The organism is Ensifer sp. Root423 (assembly GCF_001426275.1).
Lineage (GTDB): Bacteria > Pseudomonadota > Alphaproteobacteria > Rhizobiales > Rhizobiaceae > Ensifer > Ensifer adhaerens.
This window is the reverse complement of the sequence record NZ_LMEG01000047.1, coordinates 1-20,483: the sequence shown is the minus strand read 5'-3', so window position 1 is coordinate 20,483 and position 20,483 is coordinate 1. Positions and strand designations below refer to the sequence as shown.

At 62.6% G+C, this 20,483-nt stretch carries 14 protein-coding genes and 1 pseudogene; 9 read left to right on the top strand and 6 right to left on the bottom strand.

Translation table 11 applies throughout. The features are described from left to right. Nucleotides 1-322: 322 nt before the first annotated feature. On the bottom strand, nt 323-1,252 hold the full coding sequence (locus tag ASD01_RS33245; RefSeq protein WP_034787212.1) for a siderophore ABC transporter substrate-binding protein: 930 nt from the start codon (nt 1,250-1,252) through the stop codon (nt 323-325). A gap of 253 nt (nt 1,253-1,505) precedes the next feature. On the opposite strand from ASD01_RS33245, the gene ASD01_RS33240 reads away from it, so the two are divergent. Genes ASD01_RS33240 through ASD01_RS33230 form a run of 3 tightly spaced genes read left to right on the top strand, consistent with a single transcriptional unit; the run spans nt 1,506 to nt 4,163 of the window. After that, a complete protein-coding gene (locus ASD01_RS33240; protein ID WP_034787313.1) occupies nt 1,506-2,450 on the top strand; it encodes an ABC transporter permease in 945 nt (314 codons plus the stop codon). After that, entirely contained in the window at nt 2,440-3,408 is a 969-nt protein-coding gene (locus ASD01_RS33235; protein ID WP_060645015.1) for an iron chelate uptake ABC transporter family permease subunit, read from the top strand. Before ASD01_RS33240 ends, ASD01_RS33235 begins: the two co-directional genes overlap by 11 nt. Continuing rightward, a complete protein-coding gene (locus ASD01_RS33230) occupies nt 3,405-4,163 on the top strand; it encodes an iron ABC transporter ATP-binding protein (protein WP_034787216.1) in 759 nt (252 codons plus the stop codon). Before ASD01_RS33235 ends, ASD01_RS33230 begins: the two co-directional genes overlap by 4 nt. Nucleotides 4,164-4,261: 98 nt before the next feature. On the opposite strand, the gene ASD01_RS33225 is transcribed toward ASD01_RS33230, so the two are convergent. Both ASD01_RS33225 and ASD01_RS33220 read right to left on the bottom strand, forming a co-directional pair. Then, a complete protein-coding gene (locus tag ASD01_RS33225) occupies nt 4,262-7,360 on the bottom strand; it encodes an efflux RND transporter permease subunit (RefSeq protein WP_034787217.1) in 3,099 nt (1,032 codons plus the stop codon). Continuing rightward, nucleotides 7,357-8,514, bottom strand: a complete 1,158-nt coding sequence (locus tag ASD01_RS33220) for an efflux RND transporter periplasmic adaptor subunit (protein ID WP_159415413.1) — start codon at nt 8,512-8,514, stop codon at nt 7,357-7,359. The genes ASD01_RS33225 and ASD01_RS33220 overlap by 4 nt, the downstream gene beginning before the upstream one ends. Before the next feature lie 270 nt (nt 8,515-8,784). Between ASD01_RS33220 and ASD01_RS33215 the strand changes: the two genes are divergently transcribed. Then, entirely contained in the window at nt 8,785-9,384 is a 600-nt protein-coding gene (locus ASD01_RS33215) for a TetR/AcrR family transcriptional regulator (RefSeq protein WP_034787219.1), read from the top strand. 99 nt (nt 9,385-9,483) lie between these two features. Here ASD01_RS33215 and ASD01_RS33210 read toward each other — a convergent pair whose 3' ends face one another. Beyond that, nucleotides 9,484-10,527: a class I SAM-dependent methyltransferase gene (locus ASD01_RS33210; RefSeq protein WP_034787222.1), complete on the bottom strand. Its 1,044-nt coding sequence runs from the start codon at nt 10,525-10,527 to the stop codon at nt 9,484-9,486. A 313-nt stretch (nt 10,528-10,840) separates the two neighbouring features. Here ASD01_RS33210 and ASD01_RS33205 point away from each other — a divergent pair, with 313 nt between their 5' ends. Next, complete coding sequence (locus ASD01_RS33205; protein WP_034787225.1) at nt 10,841-12,838, top strand: putative bifunctional diguanylate cyclase/phosphodiesterase; 1,998 nt, start codon at nt 10,841-10,843, stop codon at nt 12,836-12,838. Between the two features lie 294 nt (nt 12,839-13,132). Then, nucleotides 13,133-14,899 (top strand): hypothetical protein, encoded by a 1,767-nt coding sequence (locus tag ASD01_RS33200; RefSeq protein WP_051659093.1) that lies wholly within the window; start codon nt 13,133-13,135, stop codon nt 14,897-14,899. Here the strand turns inward: ASD01_RS33200 and ASD01_RS33195 are convergent, their stop codons facing one another. Continuing rightward, entirely contained in the window at nt 14,900-16,048 is a 1,149-nt protein-coding gene (locus tag ASD01_RS33195; RefSeq protein WP_034787228.1) for an AI-2E family transporter, read from the bottom strand. It abuts the gene before it with no gap. A gap of 314 nt (nt 16,049-16,362) precedes the next feature. On the opposite strand from ASD01_RS33195, the gene ASD01_RS33190 reads away from it, so the two are divergent. Both ASD01_RS33190 and ASD01_RS33185 read left to right on the top strand, forming a co-directional pair. Then, complete coding sequence (locus ASD01_RS33190; protein ID WP_034787232.1) at nt 16,363-17,742, top strand: DUF3300 domain-containing protein; 1,380 nt, start codon at nt 16,363-16,365, stop codon at nt 17,740-17,742. A gap of 21 nt (nt 17,743-17,763) precedes the next feature. Then, on the top strand, nt 17,764-18,804 hold the full coding sequence (locus ASD01_RS33185; RefSeq protein WP_034787236.1) for a DUF2950 domain-containing protein: 1,041 nt from the start codon (nt 17,764-17,766) through the stop codon (nt 18,802-18,804). Between the two features lie 96 nt (nt 18,805-18,900). On the opposite strand, the gene ASD01_RS33180 is transcribed toward ASD01_RS33185, so the two are convergent. Next, nucleotides 18,901-19,983, bottom strand: a complete 1,083-nt coding sequence (locus ASD01_RS33180) for a sensor histidine kinase (protein ID WP_051659094.1) — start codon at nt 19,981-19,983, stop codon at nt 18,901-18,903. Nucleotides 19,984-20,256: 273 nt separating this feature from the next. Here ASD01_RS33180 and ASD01_RS37140 point away from each other — a divergent pair. Then, nucleotides 20,257-20,364 (top strand): annotated as a pseudogene (locus ASD01_RS37140) (GNAT family N-acetyltransferase); the annotation flags it as partial. Between the last annotated feature and the right edge of the window lie 119 nt (nt 20,365-20,483).

The window sequence follows — 20,483 nt, the reverse complement described above, 5'->3', positions numbered from 1 at the left end:
ACCTAAATCCGGGCATAAATTATATAAAAAAGTAAAAACTAAAATAAATTTAGCAAAAAAGCGAAAATCTCTAAATCAAGATATTATCGTTCTTCCAAACGGAGCCAACACCGGAAAAATACCGTAAGAGTTAAGGGTATTTGGTGTTGGCCTCCCCTTTTTCCGAAATCCGCTCCAGCAACGAAAACCGCGCCCGGCGACGTCAGGCAACGCCGAAAGAGGCAGCCATGATCAGCGCGCCTGGAAAGCGGCGCGCTGCCTGTCACTCAATGATGCAATCGGGCACCACGCGGCGACACCGCAAGGCGGCTCGCCGCTGCGATCACTTCTTGCTCAGCGCCTGCGCCAGCTGATCGACAATGTCCTGTTGCGACTTCAGGCCCGATGCCGTGAGGTAAAGCTTGGCGGAGTCGAGATAAACGACGTGTCCGTCCTTCCAGGCCTTGGTCTGCCGCACGAGTTCGTTGTCGAGCAGGGCCGCTGCCGGCTGTGCCTGCTGGCCGATGGCTGCATCGCGATCGACGACGAAGATCCAGTCGGGGTTGGTTTCGAGAATGTATTCGTAGGAAACCGCCTGGCCGTGGGTCGCGACCTGCAGCTCGGGATCGGCCGGCTTGATCCCGAAGACGTCATGCAACGCGCCGAAGCGCGATCCCTTGCCATAGGCGCTGATCTTTCCGCCGGTCGTCAGCAGGATGAGACCCGTTCCACGTTCCGCAGCAAGGCCACGCAGCGCCTCGATCGAGGAATCGAGCTTGGCGATGCTTGCCTTGATCTCGGCTTCTTTGCCGAAGATCTCGCCGAGGATCTCTGCATTCTTCTTGACGCTGCCGATCAGATCCTTGTCGTCCGAGGTCAGGTCGATCGTCGGTGCCAGTTTGGCGACTTCAGCATATTTCGCCTGCGACCGCCCGCCGACGATGACGAGGTTGGGCTCCGCCGCATTGATCGCCTCGAAGTCGGGTTCAAACAGCGTGCCGATCTTCGCATAGGTGTCGGCCTTGTACTTTTCGAGCGACGGCGGGACGGCCGATCCGGGGACGCCGGCGACGGCGACGCCGAGCATATCCAGCGTTTCCAACATGCCGAAATCATAGACCAGCACGGTCTTCGGGTTTTTCTCCACCTCGGTGACGCCGCTGCTGTGTTCGATCTTCAGTGTTTCGGCCATCGCCACCGATGCGCCGCCAACCGTCATCACGGCCGCGACGAGCAGTCCGCGCAAACCATTAGAGAAGGGAGATATATTCATGACTATTTACCTCATGTTTTCTCCTCCTCCCTAGCGCGATTTTGCCGGGAGGGCAATGCGCGCATTCCGCGTCATTCCCGCCTCACAAAACTTGACGAAGCCGATCATATATATGACTAAGGCGAGCCTTCGATCGAGCACCTCCTCACGGCCGCAAGCCTCAGGGGTTTCGTTGCGGCGGTCGATGGAAAAATGCAGCCACGGATACGAGAGCGGTGATCAGAACGAAAAGCAGCTGGAGCGTGACGCAACCATGAGGCCGGTCCTGTTCGCCATCCCGGTCGTCCTGTTGCTTGCCGCCGTCAGCGTCTTTACCGGTGTCGGCAGTCTTGCGGCCAGCGACGACGGCCGCGGCTGGCTTCTGGTCGTCGAAAGCCGCCTGCCACGCACACTGGCGCTGATGCTCGCAGGCGCCGGCCTCGCCGTGTCCGGCACGATCATGCAGATGCTGGCGCGCAACAGCTTCGTCGAGCCGTCGACCGCCGGCACCGCCGAGTCCGCCGCCCTCGGAATGCTTCTGGCCATGCTGATCGCGCCGGGCCTGCCGGTGGCAGGCAAGATGGCCTTCGCCACCCTGACCGCGCTTGCCGGAACCGCCCTGTTCCTGCAGATCCTGCGCCGCGTTCCGCTGCGCTCGGCGCTGATGGTGCCGCTGATCGGCCTCATGCTCGGCGGCGTGGTCAACGCCGTTACCACCTTCATCGCCTATCGCTACGACCTGATGCAGTCGATGGGCGCCTGGATGTCCGGCGATTTCTCGGTCGTCCTTCGCGGACGCTACGAGCTGCTGTGGATCGGTTTCGCGCTGACGCTGGTCGCCTACGCGACCGCCGCGCGCTTCACCGTCATTGGCATGGGCGAGGCGATCGCCCGCAATGTCGGGCTCGACTACGACAAGGTGGTCATCCTCGGACTTGCCATCGTCTCCATGGTCACGGCGACGGTGGTTGCGACCGTCGGTATGATCCCGTTCCTAGGCCTCGTCGTTCCCAATATCGTCAGCCTGACCCTTGGCGACAATCTCAGGCGCACATTGCCGGTGGTCGCCATCTCCGGCGCTGGGCTGGTTCTCGCCTGCGACATCGTTGGGCGAATGGTGATTGCGCCCTACGAGGTGCCGGTGGGCACGGTCATGGGCGTGATCGGCAGCCTCGTCTTCCTTTATCTCCTGCTTTCGAGGCGGTCCCATGCAGGCTGATGCCAAGCGGATCTCTCCGTCGACCGTCCTTCTTGCGTCCGCTGCGCTGGCGCTGCTGTCGATGATCGCCTTCATGACCATCGGCGCGAAGGGAAGCTGGAGCTTCATCCCCTCTTTCCGCGGCACAAAGCTTCTCGGCATGGTGCTGGTCGCCTACGCGATCGCCGTCTCGACGGTGCTGTTCCAGACGATTTCCGGTAATCGCGTCCTGACGCCGTCGATCATCGGTTTCGACGCCATGTACACGCTGCTGCAGACGGTCATGGTGTTCTTCCTCGGCGCCGCCGGCGCGGCAAGCATGAACCCGCAGATGCAGTTCACGCTCGAAACGACCGTGATGGTCGGCCTGTCGCTGCTCCTGTTCCGCGCCCTCTTTTCCGGCGGCAGCCGTAGCCTGCATCTCCTGATGCTGGTCGGCGTCATTCTCGGGGGCCTGTTCCGCAGCCTCTCCTCGTTCCTGCAGCGCATTCTCGACCCCAACGACTTCATCGTCCTGCAGGACAGGTTGTTTGCAAGCTTCAACAGTATCGATGCCAACCTGCTCGGTATTGCCGCCGCAGCCACCCTCGCCGTGACCTTCGTCCTGTGGCGGCTGTCGCCCACCTTCGACGTGCTCTCGCTCGGGCGCGAGGCGGCGATCGGGCTTGGCGTCGACCATCAGCGCGTGGTGACGCTTCTCCTGGTGCTGATCGCCGTGCTGGTCTCGGTCTCCACCGCGCTCGTCGGGCCGGTCACCTTCTTCGGTCTGCTCGTTGCAAGTCTCGCCTGGCAGCTGTCACCCACCGCCACCCACCGCTTCGTCCTGCCGGTCGCAGTCTTTATCGCGGTCGCGACGCTCGTCGGCGGCCAGGTCATCCTCGAGCGGCTGTTTTCCTTCAACACGGCGCTCAGCATCGTCATCGAATTCTTCGGTGGCCTAGTCTTCATCTTCCTGCTCGTCCGAGGCTCCGCGCGATGATCGAGATCCAAGAGGTAACGAAATCCTATGGCGGCACCGCGGTCGTCGACCGGGTGTCGCTGACGCTACCCGCAGGCGGCCTGACCTCGATCATCGGCCCAAATGGCGCCGGCAAGTCGACGCTTTTGTCGATCGTCAGCCGGCTGATGCCGATGGATACGGGCAAGGTGCTGGTCGACGGCCTCGACGTCAGCCGCGCCGCCGGCGACGTGCTTGCCCGGCGGCTGTCGATCATGCGCCAGGACAACCATATCAGCGCGCGCCTGAGCGTGCGCGACCTTGTCGCCTTCGGCCGCTATCCCTATTCCAAGGGACGGGTGACGGCGGCCGATGCGGAGCATATCGACCGATCGATCGCCTATCTTGGGCTCGAACCCTACCAGAACCGCTTTCTCGACGAACTCTCCGGCGGCCAGCGCCAACGCGCCTTCATCGCCATGGTGCTGTGCCAGGACACCGACTACATGCTGTTCGACGAGCCGCTCAACAATCTCGACATCAAGCATGCGGTCGAGACGATGAAGCTCCTGCGCCGGCTGGCCGACGATTTCGCCAAGACGGTGGTCGTCGTGCTGCACGACATCAACTTCGCCTCCGCCTATTCCGACCGCATCGTCGCCATGCAGGGCGGCCGCCTCGCCTTCGAGGGACCGCCGCAAGACATGATCGTGCCGTCGCGGTTGCAGGCGATCTTCGATGTCGACTGCCGCGTCCATGCCGTCGGCGAGACGCGCCTCGTCAACTATTTCGATTAGAACGCAGACATACGCCTTGGCCCGAATGCGCGAAGCGCGCTGCACGGACACCCATGCAGCGCGCTTCGACAATGATCATGCCGGGAACAGGGCGGACGCTATCCGGCCGCGCCGGGTGCGCCCTCCTTGCCGATCCGGGCCGCATCCGCCGCGTGGTCCTCGTCCGTCACGGAGGAGAAGCGCTTCAGCCAGCGGCCCATCTTCGTGTTGATGTCGTCCATCACGGTGAACATCACCGGCACGAAGACAAGGCTCAGCATCGTCGACGTGATCAGGCCGCCGATCACCGCAACCGCCATCGGCGCGCGGAAGGCGGCACCGGCGCCGACGCCGATGACTGCCGGGACCATGCCCGCCACCATGGCGATCGTCGTCATGATGATCGGCCGCGCGCGGGTGACGCCCGCCGTCAGCAGCGCCGTGCGCCGGTCGGCACCTTCGTTGCGGCACTCGATCGCATAGTCGACCAGCAGGATCGAGTTCTTGCAGACGATCCCCATCAGCATCAGGATCCCGATCATCGACGAAAGGTCGAGTGCCGCACCGAACAGGATCAAAGCCAGCGCCGCGCCGCCGATCGACAACGGCAGGGCAACGAGGATGGTCACCGGCTGCAGGAAATCCTTGAACAGCAGGATCAGAACCGCCACGACCATCAGGATGCCGGCAAGCAGCGCCAGGGCGAAGTTGCGGAACATCTCCGACATGTATTCCGCGTCGCCATAGTTGGCCTGCGTCACGCCCGTGGGCAGTTCCTTCATGGCCGGCAATGCCGAAATCGCCTCGAAGGCCGTGCCGAGTGTCATGCCGTTGAGGTTTGCCTCGACGGCGATCAGACGCTTGCGATCGAGACGCTCGACGCTGCTTTCCTCGGCACCGAAGGAGACGTTGGCGACGGACGTCAACGGCACCAGGGCACCCGCATTCGTGCCCACCCGCAGATTGCGCAAGGTGTCGAAATCGCCGCGGGCCGACCGGTCGAGCATCACCCGGATCGGCACCTGGCGGTTACCGAGGTTGAACCGCGCGGAGTTGCTCTCGCTGTCGCCCATCGTCGCGATACGGGCGACGGTGCCGATCGAGGTCACCGACACGCCGAGCCTTGCCGCCTCGTCGAAGCGCGGCTTGACCAGAAGCTCGGGCGAAAGCAGCGGCTCGGTCGACCGAACGCTGATCAGCCCGGGGAGTGCACGCATCTCGTTTTCCAGACGCCGCACCGAAGCCATCAACGTTTCCGGGTCATCGCCCGTCAGGTAGATGGAGAGGTCCTTCGCGCCTTCGGTCGAGGAGAAGGTTGCCTGGATGTCGGGGGTCTCCGCCAGCAGGGGCCGCAACGACAGTTCGAAGGACTTGCGGTCGAGTTCACGCTCCTTGCGCGGCTTGAGCTTGATGCGCAGCGATACCTCGTTGAGACTGTCGGTCGTCGCCAGAACGTTCTCGACTTCCTTGCGTTCCTTGAGCTTGGCCACCAGATCGTCGGAAATGCGCGCGGTTTCCTGGAGCCTCGTGCCGGGCGGCAGCGTGATCTTGAGCTGCGAGACGTTGCTGTCGCTCGTCGGCATGAAACCCGTCGGCAGCATGCTCAAAAGCGCGATCGAGCCGACGAAGATCAGCGCGACCATCGAAAGCGCGGTCTTGCGGTGATCGAGGGTCCAGCCGAGCATGCTGCGATAGGCGTCGCTGATGCGCGACGGCTTGACGGCATGGCCGTGACCAGGTTTCGGCCGCAACAGATAGGCCGCCATCAGCGGCGTCAGCAGGCGTGCCACCAGCAACGAGAACAGAACGGCGATCGCGACGGTCAGGCCGAACTGCTTGAAATATTGCCCGACCGCACCACCGATGAAGCTCACCGGCGCAAAGACGGCGACGATCGTCAGCGTCGTTGCGACGATCGCAAGGCCGATCGCATCGGCCGCATCGATTGCCGCGATAAACGGCCGCTTGCCCATGTCGACATGCCGCTCGATATTCTCGATTTCGACGATCGCATCGTCGACAAGAATGCCGATGACCAGCGTCAGGGCCAGAAGGCTGATGCCGTTGAGCGTGAAGCCGAGCAGGTCCATCACCGCGAAGGTCGGCAGGATGGAGAGCGGCATGGCAAGCGCCGAGATCAGCGTCGCCCGCCAGTTTCGCAGGAAGGCGAAGACGACGACGATGGTTAAAAGTGCGCCTTCGATCAAAGCCGTGACGGCCGCATCGTAGCTCTCCTGCGTATACTCGACGAGAGAGATCAGCTCGGTCATCTCGACGCCGGGGGTGCGCGCCTGGATCTCCTTCAGCCGCTCGATGACGCGCTCGGCAACGACCGTGTCGCTCGCTCCCTTGCTGCGCGAAACCGAGAAGCTCACGATCGGTTCGCCATCGAAATGGGCAAAGCTGCGCGGCTCGGACGATGTGTCCTCGATCGTCGCGATGTCGGAGAGCTGCAGCCAGCGGCCGCCTGCAAGCGGGATCGAAAGCTGTCGGAGCTCGTCCACCGAACCGGCACTGCCGACGGTGCGGATCGACTGTTCGCGTCCGCCGATTTCGCCACGACCGCTCGGGATGTTGATGTTGATTTCCCTGAGCGCCGTGTTCACCTGATCGGCCGTCACGCCAAGTGCCAGCAAGCGTTCGGGATCGAGCGAAACGCGCACTTCGCGGCTGACGCCGCCGAGACGCTGCACCTTCTGCACGCCGGGCAGCGTCAGCAATTCGCTGGTGATCGTGTCATCGACGAACCAGGACAGCTCCACTTCCGACATGTGGGGCGCCCGCACGGCGTAGTAGACGATGGCGCTGCCGTCGACGTCGAGGCGCGAGACGATCGGCTCCTGAATGGATTGCGGCAGGTCGGCGCGGATCTGCGCCACGGCCTCGCGCACGTCGTTTGCCGCCCGGTCCGGATCCGTGCCGATCTTGAATTCGACCGTGGTCGTGGAGACGCCGTCGGTAATGGTCGAGCGGATGTGACTGACCCCGACAAGGCCGGAGGCGACCCCTTCGACGCGGCGCGTCACCTGCGTTTCCATTTCGCCCGGCTGCGCGCTCGGTTGCGTGATCGTCACCGTGACGATCGGGAAGGATACGCTCGGATTGGCGTTGACCGGCAGCCTCAGAAACGAGGCGATCCCCATCAGCGTCAGCACGACGAAGAGAACGATCGTCGGAACCGGCTTGCGGATCGCCCAGGCGGAGATGTTGCTCGTCATTGCTGGTCGCCCGTCTGCATCGGCTGGACGTCTTTCGTTGCGACCGCTTCGCCTTCGCGCAGCGACGCCCCGGATTTAAGGACGACCCGTTCGCCGGTCGAAAGGCCCGAGGTAATCTCCACCTTGCCGCCCTGGCGCATGCCCGGCTTGACCGACTTGCGCACGACCTGGCCCCCATCGACGACGAAGACCGAGACGGCGCCATCCGGCGCACCGAAAAGCAGGGCGGAATCGTCGACCATGATCGCCTTGCGCTCGCCCACCACGATCTCCGCCCGGCCGAACGTGCCCGCGAAAGGCGGACGCCCGGTGGACAGCGTGACTTGCGCGGTGCCAAGGCGGGTCTCGCGGTCGATCTTCGGGTTGATTACCCGCACATGCCCCTGGAGCCAGTCGGCTCGGCCCGAAAGCTTGACCTTCACGGTCTGGCCAACCGCGAGCAACGGCAGTTCGGTTTCCGGCACGTCGGCCGCAAACTCGATTTCGCCACCGCGAATGAGCTTGAGCAGCGGGTCCGAGCCCGCAAGCGCACCGGCGCGCGCCAGCCGTTCCGAAACGATCCCGTCGGCAGGTGCCACGATCACGGCACGATCGAGCCTTCGGCGCGCCTCGGCCTCAAGCGCTTCCGCCTGGTCGTAATCGGCCCGCGCGACCTCGACAGCCTGTTCGGCAAGGGCGAGCGCGGAGACGCGTTCCTCGAGAATGGTCGCGGCCTGAAGGTGGCTCAACTGGCGGGCGCGCGCGAGTTTTCGCTGTTCCTGCGTGACCGTCTCTTCCTCCCGCGCCATCGCTGCACTGGCGCGCGCGACGCGGCCCTTGGCCTCGCGCAGAAGGTTCTCCAGCATGTCGGTTTCCAGCCGGGCGAGCACCTGCCCCGCGGCTACCCGATCGCCGATCTCGACCTCGACACTGGCGATACGCTGGTCAGTCAAGGTTGTGCCGACGGCAATCTCCTCGCGGGCAACGAAGATGCCGGCAAAGGAGCGTGTCCATTGCTGTGGGCGGCTGTCGGCAACGAGCGTCGTTACCGTGCGGGTGGCAGACGGGGCGGGAACGGAGGCGGCGGCCTCCCCCGAGGCGCGCGCCGGACCAGCAGCCGCCGCAATCATAAGCAACGCTGCAAGAGCGACGTTCAACTCAATTGTACGTCTCATTTCATTGGCTTTCCATTGGCGGGGCCGGCGGCGTGATGCGCCTGCGATACCGGATCCCGGGTCGGGCAAAGGGCGTCGATAATTTATTAGATCATTCAATCTAACAATAGAATTCATCAAACGCGACAATTGTAAGGCAGATCACACACGAGCATTGCGGGAAGATGGCGGAGATCATGCAAACGGCCGGCGGCCTTGACACCGATCGTCTGCCCACCGAAATCAGAGTGCTTGATCTAATAATTGAACGGCATGCAAGGAGAACCGGCGATGCGCAAGATCGACCCCGAAAAACATGCGGCCAGGCGTCGGCTGATTCTCGATGCGGCAATCGCCTGCTTTTCGCGCAAGGGTTTTCACGGCACGTCGACGGCCGAGATCTGCGCCGAGGCAGGCATGAGCCCGGGAAATCTTTTCCATTATTTTCCGACCAAGCACACCATCATCGCGGCGATCGTGGAAGAGGAACGTCAAGAAACGGCGGAGATTTTCCGAAAGCTGGGCGAAGAGGAGGATCTGTTCGCCGCCTTGCTGGGCTTTATGGATAGCGTTCTCGAACTCGCGGGCGATCCTGCCTATTCGAGCCTCGCGCTCGAAATCGCCGCCGAAGCGATGCGTGACGAGCGCATCGGGACGCTAGCGGCGACGAACGACGCGGAACTCCAGTCGGCGCTCGTGGCACTCCTGCGCAACGCCGCCAGCCGAAACCAGATCGACAGGACCCTCGACGCGGAGGGCGCTGCCCGCTGGATCGCCGCGATCATCGACGGCATCTTCAGCAGGGTCGCGGTCGATCCCGGCTTCAAGCCGAAGGAGGAAGGTGTGCTGCTACACCGCCTGTTGAGCCGCTTTCTGCGCACGCAAGACTGAGCGTGAGAAATACGAAACCGCAGCGGCCCTTCGGCACCCTGCGGTCTCCTGTTGCCGGCCCGCCTCGGCTTGAAGCCGAGGCAGTTCGTCGAAGCAATCTCAGGAATGCTTCTGGATGACGCCGTAGACGATGTTGCGGTTGGCACCGAAGAAGACGCGCGCGTCGATCGCAGACTTCCCGGCACTCTTGTGGATGATGTTCCACATGTCCACTTCGGAACGCAGCAGCAAGGCCCAGTTCATGAAGGTCTCCATGTAACCGTCGACACCGATGTCCTGGGCGAAGTTGGCAAAAAGGAAGACGCCGTTCGGCTTCAGCATCTGCAGGCAGCGATGCGTCAGCTTGATGGCCACCTTGTCGGCGAGATAGTCGTAGAGACCGGCCGCATAGATGAAGTCGAACGTGCCGAGCTTCTGGTCGCGGCCGAGCAGGCTGCGAACGGAACCGTCGACCGCTTCGATCGCCGTGCCGTAGAAATCGCGGCTGATCGATCCGACACTGAGAGGATCCTGATCGAGCGCCACCCAACGCTTGATGCGGCGTTCCTCGAGCGCTTTGGAGCGGTTGGCTTCCCGCAGATGACCCGCGGCAATCGTCAGGATCTCCGCCTCGGAACCCCGGCTCGCCGCGATCTCGTCGACGTGGCGCGTGAGGATATCGCGGCGTTCGCGCACCGCCACCGAGGACGAAGCGTCCTTCGTGTAGTCGTAAAGGGCGCGCCCGACCGGCGACGCCTGCTCGATTTCGCCGGCAACGCTCGCATGGCCGTAGATGAAGTCGAGCAACTGCGCGTCACCCGAATATCCCCTGGGCTTGTCGAACGACCACCGGGTGAACGGATCCTGCAGGAAGTACTCCGAAACCGGGTGATCCTGGGCAATCGGGATTAGCTCCTGCCACACGCTCGGGTGGTATTTGGCACGGGTCTGGTGGAGGGAGGCCGCGAGCCGGTCGATAATTTTCGACGCATCCGTTCCTTGAATGAATTGTTCCTGAGCGACCCTGAGAATCAATGCGAGCTCGGCCTTGGCGGTCGAGAGCTGTTCGTCATGTCGTTCGCCGCGGGGCGAAACGAACTCATCAGCCATTGCCTTGGGAGTAATGAGGCTCTGACCGTCGAAAACAGTCTGAAATTGGCGCACGCGAGACCATCCGTTAAAGCTTTGTTAACAATAGTCGCGAAGATGCGCGCATTACGGCTCGGAATGCAAGTTTTTGTATATAATAAGGTAAATACTCGGAGCTCACCCCTTTGGGTGATACCGATTCGCAGATGCCCTGACCCATTAATTTAACAAAACTTAATGGACACCTCCTATCATGCCTCGCAGCGTTTCCCGCCCTTGTTGCATATGGGCCGCGGCGAACACGCAGGGAGTGTCCGAAACAACGTCCATTGATGGAAAAGCGACGACAGATTTCCGTTGACCGTGACGCAGCGCGATGGATCAGTGCATGAAGCACACGTTGGCCGACGTAGTTGACATCGACCTACACAAGCAGCCGCACAGGCCGCACCTGGCTGAGCTTCAGACCCTCTATCGTATGGAGGGCGAGGCTGGCCGGCGCGCCTCGACCCGGCAGGGGCTGTGGGTTGCCGTCGTCGTCTACCTGCTCTTCTTCATCCCGGACATCCTGCTCGTCCCCGACGTCGCCTTCTACACGATCGTCTCGCGCCTCTTTGTCGGCATCGGCTCGCTTCTGACCTTCGAGATCCTGTTTCGGCTGAAGGCCCAGACCAAATGGCTCGACGGCACCTGCGCCGCAGCCCTCGTCTTCGGCTACATAGGCTGGCTCGTTCCGGCGATGATGACGGCCGATACGAGCAGCATGTCCTACTACATGATCTTCGGCGCCATCTTCATGATGGGCGCCAATCTCTTTTTCAGCTTACGGTTCCGCCTCTCGGTGGTCGCCTCCAGCATCGTGCTGGTGACGTTTTTCATCGCGCTGTCGTTCTTCTCCGAGCACGATCCGGCCTACCTGATCGCCTTCGGAACGTTCTACGTCTCCTGCTTCGTCTTCACCTCCTATGTGAACTGGAAGCTCAACCGCGAACGCTACAAGGTTTTCCTCAACGCCTTCGAGGCGAAGATCCAGCAGAACGAAGCTTCCGAGCGGGGAATGGCGCTTCTGCGGCTGTCCAACACCGATCCGCTGACCGGTCTCGACAACCGCCGCGCCATCGATCAGCAGCTGCGCGACTACTGGAACGATTGGCAGAAGCTCGGCAAGAACTTCACCGCCATGCTGATCGATGTCGATTTCTTCAAGAAATACAACGACTGCTACGGCCACCAGGAGGGCGACCGCTGCCTCATTCTCGTGGCCAATGCGCTCGGCGAAGCGATCAGGAACTATCACGGCTCGATCGGCCGCTACGGCGGCGAGGAGTTCATCGTCCTTGCTCGCCTGGATACGCGCGAGCAGGCGGCCGAGCTTGCGGAGGTCATCTGCCGCACGGTTGAAAGCATGGGGCTGATCCACGAGCAGCGACGCGACGGCGTGTCCATCGTCACCGTCAGCGTCGGCGCCGCCTTCACCCGCAATCACACCGGCGCCAAGCTCGAGAAAATCATCCACGAGGCCGACCGCGCGCTTTACGCCGCCAAGGCGAGCGGGCGAAACTGCTCGAAGCTGTTCGATCCGAACGATCCGCAGAGCAGCGACGAGAGCGAGAACATCGCGGCCCTCCTGAAGATCGCCGTCGACCAGAACCTGGTATCCCTCGTCTACCAGCCGATCACGAACGTGACGACTGGCGAGGTCGATGCCGTCGAGGCGCTGATGCGCCTGACGATGCTGGACGGCACCTCGGTTCCGCCAAGCCTCTTCATCCCGGTCGCCGAGCGGACCGGCGCCATTCTCGATCTCGGCCGCTGGGCGATAAAGACCGTGTGCCGCGAACTGCTTGTCGACAATCACGTTCCCTTGGTCAGCGTCAATGTCTCGCCGATCCAGCTGAAGACGCCGGGCTTTGCGACCTCGGTCGCGGCGATCCTGGGAGAAACCGGGGTTGCCGGAAGCCGGCTCGCCTTCGAAATCACCGAAGGGCTGGAGATGGAGATGCACTCGGGCATCCTGCGCTGCATCAGCGACCTGGAGACCCTTGGCATCCGCATCTGGCTGGACGATTTTGGAACCGGCTTCGCCGGCCTCTCCTGGCTGCGCCTGATCGATTTCGACACGGTGAAGATCGACCGGTCGTTCCTGCACGATTGCGCCACGCCGAAGGGCCGCGCGATGCTGCAGGACATCATCGGGCTCGTGCGCAACCGCGGCCACAAGATCCTGATCGAGGGCGTGGAAACCGACGAGCAACTGGCCCTGATGCGGCGCTTTCGGATCGACCATGTCCAGGGTTTCCACGTCGGACGCCCGGCGCCAGCGGACATGTTCCGCACGCCCACCGACAAGCCACGTCTCCCGCTTCGAAACGGCGTCCGTAACTAGAAGCCTTGTCGACTTCATTTGCCACGATTTGCGGTCGACAGAAGGCAAACCGGTATCGGCGAACGGGAATGCCGCTGCCGCTTCCCGTTCGGCGCTGATCAATGACATCGGCAAGCGAAACGCCCGGCCGCGCCCCGCGTCTTCGGCATCGTCAGCGCGCGCCCGCGCAACCTCGGCAAGGAACGTGAAGCCCGACGCGAATAAATGTTGCGCTCCGACCGAACCGGTGCGTAGGATACGGGAGACTACACTGCCGCCGGATACAATCTCACATTGTGCCCATGGAGGCGCGTGATGGCCATCGGGGACCAGCAGGACGTCGGCGTCGAACAGACCATATCTCCGCCCAGCAGCGTGGAGGTTCTGGCACAGCTTGAGCGCATTCGCCTGAGCGCCGAATTCGATGCTCCAGACCGCGACCGTAAATTCCTGGCCTATGTCATCGAGGAAACGCTGGCCGGGCGCGGCGACCGCATCAAGGCCTATTCCATTGCCACCGAGGTTTTCGGCCGGGATTCCTCCTTCGACCCGCAAACGGATCCCGCCGTTCGGATCGAGGCGGGCCGCATTCGTCGGGCACTCGAACGCTATTACCTCGTCGCCGGACGCAGCGACCCGATCGTGATCCGGATGCCGAAGGGCGCCTATGTGCCGACCTTCGAAAGACGAGCCGAAAAGCAGCCAGCACCCGTTAGAGAAAGCGGAATGCCACCGTCCGAAGCCGCGCCGGTCGGCTGGCGTCATCTCCGCCGCATCCTGCTTGGCGCTGCGGCGCTTGTCTGTGGCCTCGCCGGTCTGTCGGCCGGCTTGCTGCTTCTTTCCGGTGACAACAGTACGGCGGCCAGTCGGCCAAATATTCCGAAGGTGATCGTCACGCCTTTCGAGGACATCTCGGGGACGCGGCAATCGGCGATGATGGCGCAGGGGCTGACGGACGAAGTCGTGAGCAACCTCGCCAAATTCAAGGAGATCGTACCGGTCACGGTCAGCGATCCGTTACGGACACCGGCCGATCAAACCTATGCGCTTGAGGGACGGGTAAGGCTCGAGGCAGAGCGGCTGCGGCTGGTCGTGAGGCTCATCCAGCGATCCGACGGGGCGGTCGTCTGGGCGAACACCTACGACGAACGACTGCAGTCCGGCGACGTCATCGATCAGCAGGCAAGGACGGCGGCCGCGGTCTCGAGCGCGGTGGCAGAACCCTATGGCGCCATCTTCCAGGCAAGCGCAGCCGAACTCAGGCGTTCGGTTCCCGAGGGCTGGCAGGCCTATGCCTGCTCCCTCACCTACTACGACCATCGCGGCGACATCGATCCGCAATCCCGTCGCTCCGCCGAGGAGTGCCTGCAGCGCGCGACCCGGCAATTCCCGACCTACGCCACCGCTTGGGCGCTTCTGTCGATGAGCTATATAGATGCGCTGAGCAATGGCCTCGATCCCTCGGCCTCAGCAGGGCTGCTGGAACAGGCTGGCGAAGCGGCGGCGCACGCCGTCGATCTTGCCCCCTTCGACGTTCGCGCCCTCGAAGCACAGATGCTCGTCCTCTTCGCTCGCGGCGAAGTCGATGCTGCCCTGGCCGTCGGCGCCCGCGCGCTTGCCATCAATCCCAACGACACCGAACTTGCCGGCGCATACGGCCTCCGGCTCGCGCAGTCGGGCCAATGGGATGCGGGCTGCAAGCTGCTGTCGGACGCCACCGAACGCAACCTCGGCCAGACTGGCGTTTTCGAAAGGGGGTTGGCAAGCTGCGCCTATTTCGCCGGCGACTATGTCGCCGCCGAACGGTGGGCGCGCCTCGCCAATCCGGGCGCCAACCCGGCCGACCGGGTCCTGCTGCTTGCGATTCTCGGAAAGCTCGGCAAGACGGACCAGGCGCGTGAGGAGCGAAAGTGGTTCGAGACCAACGCGCCGGCATTCCTCGGTGACCTCGGACAAGCGATTGCCCTTCAGTTTCACCGTCCCGAGGATCAGCACCGACTGTTCGACGGCCTGCGCGCCGCCGGCGTTGCTGTGCCCGAAGCGGAGTATCAGCAGGCAGGTACCACCAGCGCGATACGCTGATCAGATATTGCCGGGTTCAAGCTCGCCGTCACGGACGGCGGGTGCAGCCGCCTTCTCTGGCGCCGCATCAGAGCGCGCCCAGACCATCAGCAGATCATGCGCGACACTCAGAACGATCGGCCCGAGAAAAAGACCGATCAGGCCATAGGACAGCGTGCCGCCAAGCACCCCGAGCAGGATCACCAGCGTCGGCGTCGACAGCCCGCGTGCCACCAGGATCGGCTTCATCACATTGTCGATGACGAACAGCGGGATCAACAGAATCGTCAGCAACAGCGCCGGACCGAAATCCATGGTGAACCAGGCCCAGATCATGACGGGCAGCAACACCAGCGCGGGGCCGATCTGGATGATGCAGAGGATCAGCACGACGAAGGCAATCGCGCCAGGTGCCGGAACATCGAACAGGCTGAGCACCAGTCCGCACAGAAATGCCTGTAGCAGCGCCACGCCGATGACGCCGCGCGCCACGTTGCGGATCGTCGCCGTCGCCAGCTTGAGGAAACCGATGCCCCGCTGGCCGCCGATCCTGCCGGCAAAGCGCTGTGCCATTTCCGCCAGCCGCTCCGCCGAACCGAAGAGAAAACCTGCGATCAACACCGAGACCACAAAACTTAAGACCTCGGCGCCGACGCTCGCGACCTTGCCGAGAACCTTGGTCCCGGCTTGCATCAGCGCCGGTTCGATCTTGCTCAGCAGTGCTTCGATATTGCCCGACGCCATGCTCCAGACCGCATGTATGCGCTCGCCGACGACAGGCCACGTGCGGATATATTCCGGCGGGACCGGTACGCTCAGAGAACCGTCGGCAAGCCTGGCAAGCAGCGCCTGCAACCCTTCGGCAAAGCTGACCGCGATCGCAGTCAGTGGGGCGACGATGACGGCGAGGCATATCAGCGTGATCAGGAATGAGGCAAGGCGCCGCGAGCCGAGCAGGCGTCCCAGCCGGGCATAGGCTGGAAAGAGCGCCACCGCGAGGATTGCCGCCCATATCAGAATGATCGCGAAGGGTGCGATCAGCGTCAGAGACCAGTAGGCCAGAAGCCCGACGATGCCGATCCGGGCGATATCCGTGATCTTCGCCTCGATGGAAGGCGACCCGTTCGTTCCGTTGCGGACCACATTCGATCGGGAAGGATCCTCGTCCATGCTAGCCCCTTCCCCCTGACGCGAAACAGCCGACACCCGCAGCTCTATGCTCGCCGGCACCTTGCAAGCTCTACCGTCACGTGGATGGCACGCCCACGGCAACCGTGAGGCAGTAACATACAGTAGAATACGCCTGCCGGGCTTCCCGATCCGCCGGCCTCCTCTAGAGATTCCATTGACTGATGACGGCTGTGGTCAGAGACTGCTGCGCGATCAGCTTGAAATTGCAGAACAAGAAGCGTCGACAGGGGGCTGTCCCGCGCGCCAGTCCAAGCGCCCGTGCCATTGCCCAATACACGAGGGAGGCTGGATAGATGATCAAAAAGACGATCATCGCGCTCGGCAGCGCAATCGCGGTTTTGATAACAACACCCGTCACGGCGGTTCTTGCACAGCAGACAGCAGCCGCACCGGCTGCTCAGGAACAACAGACAGCACCCGAGCCGCTCAGCGACGATGAGCTCGAGGTGCTGGTGGCGCGCATCGCGCTTTACCCGGACGAGTTGGTGGCGCTCATTTCCGCCGCCGCGCTCTATCCTTTGCAGATCGTCGAGGCAGAACGGTTTCTTGAGGCTCGCGAGAAGAAACCCGACATGAAGCCGAAAGACGACTGGGACGGCAGCATCATATCGCTGCTGAACTACCCCCAGATCGTCAAGATGATGAGCGAGGATCTCGAGTGGACGCAGTCTTTCGGCGATGCGATCGCCAATCAGCAGAAAGACGTGCTGATGGCCATCCAGCAACTGCGTGACGAGGCGGTCGCGAAGAACATCATCAAGACCGACGACAAGGTAAAGGTGGTCCAGGAAGGCGACAACGTCGTCATCCAGGCGGCCAATCCGGAAACCATCTATGTGCCGCAGTATCCGCCGGAGATGCTCTACGAGCCGAACTATGCACCGGCGCCGATCGGCTACTATGACGAGCCCTATCCCGCCTACTGGTATCCGGGTGCGGCCTTCTTCGCCGGTGCGGTCACGGGTGCGGCCTTCGCCGCGATCGTCGACTGGGACGATTGGGGCGTCTGGGGTGGCCGCTGGAACGGCGGCGACATGGACATCGACTGCAACAACTGCTTCAACAACATCAACGGCAAGGTGAAGTGGAACGACGTCGACTGGAAGAATGTCGATCGCAGCAAGATCAACTTCAATCGTGACCAGCTTCAGCATTTCGACCGAAACAGCATCAAGAACAACATCAAGGCGAACGGCAACAACAACCTGCGCAACCGCGCCGCCGAGATCAATCGCGACCGGCCGAACGCACGGCCCGGCGGAGGTGGCGGCGGCCAGATCAGGGATGTGCGCAAGAGCACGCTCGACGGGCTGAAAGCGCAGCAGAGACCGGCAGCTCGGCCCGGCGGCGGCGGTGGCGGTCAGGCGATCGCCAAGGCCCGCGCTGGGGACGGAAAGCCGAGCATCAATCGCCCGGGCAACAAGCCGTCGCAGGTCAACCGCAGCGGTGGCAAGAAGAAGATGGCGGCAAAGGCGCAGAACCGGCCGAAGAAGCCATCGGGCCTTGGCAATGTCAATTCCGGACGGCGTGAGGTCGCTTCCTCACGCCGCGGCGGGCAAAGCCTTGGCGGTGGTCATCGCGGCGGTGGGCGGCCACAGATGAGCCGTGGTGGCGGCCGGCCGCCGATGCACCGTGGCGGTGGCGGACGCGGCGGCGGCGGCCGCAGACGTTGATCGGATCACAGGAGAACGACCATGACAAAGCTCTTCAATTCCCTTCTCCTGGGATCAGCGATGGCGCTGGTTCTGGTAGCGACGCCGATCGGCTCCGCCTATTCGCAGGACAAACCGCCTGCCGATAAACCTGCTGGCGATCAAGCTGCCGGCGATCAGCCTGCGGGAGACCAACCGTCGGCCGATCAGCCGCCGGCGGACCAGATGGTGGGTGGGCTGGATGCCTATGCCGCCGCAGAAGACCCGCCGGTCTTCGACGATCCGGACAAAGCCATCGGCGAATTCAAGGCCAGGCTGGCCGCGGATGATTTCGACGGCCTGGCAAAACTTTTGGGGCTTAATGCGGAGAAGCTGAAAGACAGCGAAGGGGTGAAGGATACGTTCGCTCTTATCCGCGAAGGGGCAGCGCGCAATGTCGTCGTTCGCGATCTGGAGGGTCGAAAGATCCTGCAGATCGGCGACCGGCTCTGGCCCTTGCCCTTCCCGCTCACCAAGGGCGATGACGGCAAATGGGCCTTCGATACCTATGTCGGGCTCGAAGAGATCGTCAATCGTCGCGTCGGCGAGAACGAGTTGCAGGCGATCGACACGGTCGAGGCCTATGTCGATGCCCAGAAGGAATACGCCTCTGAGGATCGCGACTCCGACGGCGTGCTCGAATATGCCCAGAAGCTGATCAGCACGCCCGGCCAGACCGACGGTCTCTATTGGCCGGCCGACCAGGGGGATGGCGAAAGCCCCGTCGGAGACTCGATCAGCGAAGCGGCCCTGGAAAAGGCAAAGGCTGGCGAAGGATACTTCGGCTACCGCTTCCGTATCCTGACCTCGCAGGGCGACAACATTGCCGGCGGTCGCTACGACTATGTGATCAACGGCAACATGATCGGCGGCTTTGCGCTGATCGCCTGGCCGGTCACCTATGCGGAGACGGGCGTGAAGACCTTCGTCGTCAACCAGCAGGGCATCGTCTACGAGCGCGACCTCGGGCCGAGCACGGAAGCAATCGTACCCTTCATCGACCGCTTCGATCCGGACGACAAGTGGTCCGTCGTCGACGATTGACGGGGATGCTACCATCGGCATGAACGATAACGCCGCCCAGTCGGGCGGCGTCAGACAATAACATCGCCGGCCCGTCCGCCAGCCTCTTCCTTTGCCTCAAACAAGTATCAAGGGCATATCGAGCGAGGCTCGGAATTTGCGCGGCTCGATCGGGCCTGCTGTCAGCGAAGCTCCCTCCGGGAAATGGGTCTGGACACGATGGGCCACATTGGCAAGGCCGATGCCGAGCCCGTGCGTCATCCCCGCCGCAGTCGCTGCGGCAACATCGTTTTCGACGATCAGATTGAGCCTGTCCCCGCGCCTTGCCGCGCGGATCAGGATTTCGACTGTGCTGCTGGAACGACCGACGCCGTGCTTGACCGCGTTCTCGACCAAAGGCTGCAGGATGAGACTTGGAACTTTCGCATCCTCGAGTTCGCCGGGAATGTCGATCCGAACGCGCATCCGGTCCGAAAACCGCTCCTTTTCGATCTCGAGATATTCCTTCTGCAGCGCCATCTCGTCGGCAAGCCTGAGTTCACGCAGGGGGTCGAGCTGCAGCGTCGAGCGCAGGAAGCCCGAAAGCGACATGATCATCCTTTCGGCCCGCTCGGAGGCCCCCTCCTCGACAAGGCCGGTAATGGAATTAAGCGTGTTGAAAAGGAAATGCGGGTTGATCTGGTACTGCAGCGCCCGCATTTGCGCCGCGAGCGCCTCTTCGCGCGACGCGATCAGCTTCAGGTCGCGGTCGCGCACGTCCATGTGATTGAGCAACGCGACGAAGAGAAACGACCAGCCGAAGAAGATCGACATGCGATAGCAGACCGCATAGGCGTAATCCATGATGTTGAACGGCACGACCACGGGCAGCATGATCAGGCTGCAGAGATAGGCGTCCAGCAGCGACATGCCGAGAGAGCTGACCAGCGACAGCAACAGACACGCCGCGATTTGCCGGCCATAGCTCTGCCGCCGCATCCGGCTGAGAAGCCCCGCGAGGAGGATGGCGACGAGGACAAAGACTGCTTCGAGCGCCAGCTTGCCGAGAAGGGGTTTCAGCGGATTGTTCCCGATCGTGAGCCAGATGGGACTGCTGATCAGGAATTCGGCCGCCGCGTAGATCAGTGCCAGCCGCAGGGTGACGACGCGAAACCGGTTGCCGTCCAGGAAACCGTCGGTGGGAATGGTGATGTGCTTCATCAAACTCTGTCGTGCTGAATTCGGGTTCAAGCCCCAGGCGCCAGCATGACGAGGGGCCGCTATTTGAAAAAGCAAATAAAGAAATGTAGCAACTAAAAGGATCACTCGGTTCCGTCTTTCCGCGCGAAGATTGCGGCGGAAGTCAGATGGCTCGGTCCCGTGGAAGGCCACGTGGGCCGACGACGGCAGGCGTCGGGCGAGAGTGCGTTGAGGGACGGGTTGACCACGAAACAGGCGTGGCTGCGATCATGGAGATTGTGATGGCATGTCGCGGGTGTCGCCTATCGTTACGGGCGCTGGGCCGATAGCGTCATGGTCCAGCGCTCTCTGGGTACGGGCTCGACGACGCCGCCACCGCCGCCGCCCCTCTCAACCCGATGAGGGTCGCCCCTGTGTGCGCCGTTCAAACGTCAAAAAGCCCGCTTGGATTTCTCCATGCGGGCTTTTTTTGATTTGGTTGCGGGGGCAGGATTTGAACCTGCGGCCTTCAGGTTATGAGC